The sequence below is a fragment of the Kitasatospora sp. NPDC093558 genome (assembly GCF_040683475.1).
Lineage (GTDB): Bacteria > Actinomycetota > Actinomycetes > Streptomycetales > Streptomycetaceae > Kitasatospora.
In genome coordinates this window covers 1-2041 of record NZ_JBFBDY010000933.1, presented here as the reverse complement: position 1 = coordinate 2041, position 2041 = coordinate 1, and the positions used below count along the sequence as shown (strand labels likewise).

At 72.1% G+C, this 2041-nt stretch carries 3 protein-coding genes; 2 read left to right on the top strand and 1 reads right to left on the bottom strand.

What is annotated here, in order from left to right; genetic code table 11:
• The first annotated feature begins 284 nt into the window (after positions 1-284).
• Positions 285-743 carry a hypothetical protein gene (locus AB0O00_RS37115; RefSeq protein WP_363659106.1) on the top strand — a complete coding sequence of 153 codons (459 nt, stop codon included), beginning with the start codon at positions 285-287 and terminating at the stop codon, positions 741-743.
• A 230-nt stretch (positions 744-973) separates the two neighbouring features.
• Here AB0O00_RS37115 and AB0O00_RS37110 read toward each other — a convergent pair whose 3' ends face one another.
• A complete protein-coding gene (locus AB0O00_RS37110; RefSeq protein ID WP_363659105.1) occupies positions 974-1459 on the bottom strand; it encodes a MarR family winged helix-turn-helix transcriptional regulator in 486 nt (161 codons plus the stop codon).
• A gap of 92 nt (positions 1460-1551) precedes the next feature.
• Between AB0O00_RS37110 and AB0O00_RS37105 the strand changes: the two genes are divergently transcribed.
• Complete coding sequence (locus AB0O00_RS37105; protein ID WP_363659104.1) at positions 1552-1956, top strand: VOC family protein; 405 nt, start codon at positions 1552-1554, stop codon at positions 1954-1956.
• Positions 1957-2041 lie beyond the last annotated feature (85 nt).

Sequence of the window (2041 nt, the reverse complement as noted above, 5' to 3'; positions counted from 1 at the left end):
GGCGCCGCCACCGCCGCCACGCCCTGGGCGTGACCGCGGCCTGCGCCGCGGCAGCCCTGTGCCTGGCCCTCCCGTCCGTGCTGCACTCACCGGGACCACAACACGGAGCAGCCACCACAGGCGCCTCCCCTGTGTCGGCTTCCCCTTCCCCTACCACTTCGCCTTCCCCCCGCCCCTCGGCCGCTTTCACGGTCAGCAGCACGAGGACGGCCCCGATCGACGCCGGGACTGTCGCCGAGATCCTGGCCTCCTGCCTGGGTTCCGACGCGTCGCGGTACCACGCGGTGCTCGCCGTCCGCGCTCCCGTCGCCTCGGCGGACACCGACGGCGTGGTCATCGCGGTCGACTCCGCCGGCCAGTACGTGCAGTGCGAGTCGAAGGGCCACAAGGGCAACAGCATGTCCGTCCCCGCGACGTTCATCAACGACCGGCTGTGGGGCACCGGTCACCTGATCGAGTTCTTCGACAGCTTCAGCGCGCCGGCCGGTGCCGGCCAGACCCTCTCGCTGGGCGCCGGGCACTACACACCCGAGGTCGCCAAGATCACCATCAGCTACGGCGACGACTCCACGCAGTACCCGGCCGAGATGGCGGGCGGCGCGTTCGTCTACACCGCGGCCATCTCCACCGGCCCCAACGCGAAGCCCCTCCCCCCGACCCCCTACGTCCACGCCTACAACGCCGACGGCAAGGAGATCTACAACCAGAAGACGCAGCCCACAGTCAAGAACACCCACCAGTAGGCGAAGCAGCCGGGCCCGCGACACACTCGTAGCGGTTCGAGCAGGCATGACGGCAGGACAGGCACGAGCCCCCGGTGATCACGGAGCACAGAGAACTCCATGATCACCCGGGCTCGTGCCCGCTCTGCCTCCGGGGCACCCGATAGGCCACCCAGCACACCTACCGCCGGGCGCTCTTCCGTGCATCCGCACCCCGGAACAGCCGCTGATCGCGGACGGACCCTGACGGCTCACAGGCCCAACCGCCCCGCCGTCAGCCCGCCGTGGACGCGTAGCAGCAGCGCTTGCAGTACCTCCCGCTCCTGCGCGTCCAGCGGCGCGAGGACCTCGTCCTGCACCGACCGCGCCTCGGTGTCGAGTTCGGCGAGCAGCGCCCGCCCCGCGTCCGTCACGGACACCGACACGCGCCGCCGGTCCGCGCTGTCCCGGGCCCGTTCGACGTAGCCGCCGGCGGCCAACCGGTCGGCGACCTTGGCGAGGTCGCTCGGGTCCAGGGCGAGGCGTTCGCAGAGCTCCCGCTGGGCGTGCGGGCCGAAATCGGCGAGGGCGGCCAGCACGGCCATGTCCCACAGCCGCAGTCCGCGCCCGGCCAGCCGCTCGGCGAGGCGGGTCCGCGCGGTGCGGCCGATCCGGGAGAGGAGGTAGGTGCTGAGGTCCAGCAGGGTCGGCGGCATGCCGCCCGAAGGGGAGGCGGGTGAGGCGGCGGGAGAGGTCATGGCTGGATTCTAGGGTTCTTCCTATAGTGGGTCAGCACCTACTAATATTGGGGCCTACTAATAGGTTCGAGTCACGCCCAGGAGCCCTGTCCATGGACGCCGTGTACCCCCGCCTGCTCGTCACGCGCTTCGCCGAGTGCTACGGCTTCTACAGCGCCGTTCTCCCGCCCCTCACCGACGCCGCGCTGGTCAAGGGCGCGCCCGAAGGCCCGTACGCCAACTGGGACGTCGACGACCAGGCCGTCCTCGTGCTCTACGACCGCAGCGCCATGGCCGCCACCCTCGGCACCGCGGACCTGCCCGTCCGGGCCGCCGCCCAGGACTCCGCGATGCTGGTCTTCCGCGTCGACGACGTCGACAAGGCGCTCGCCCTCTGCCTCGCCCATGGCGGCACCCTCGCCGTGCCCGCCACCGACCGCCCGGAGTGGGGCCCGGGCCTGCGCAGCGCCCATCTGCGGGACCCGGACGGGCACCTGATCGAGCTGCAGTCCTACTGACGCGCGCCGGTGGCCCCGCCCCCGGGCGGGGCCACCGGGAATGCGGGCGCTCAGGCGCGGATGCCGTCCAGCAGCGTGCGCTTCG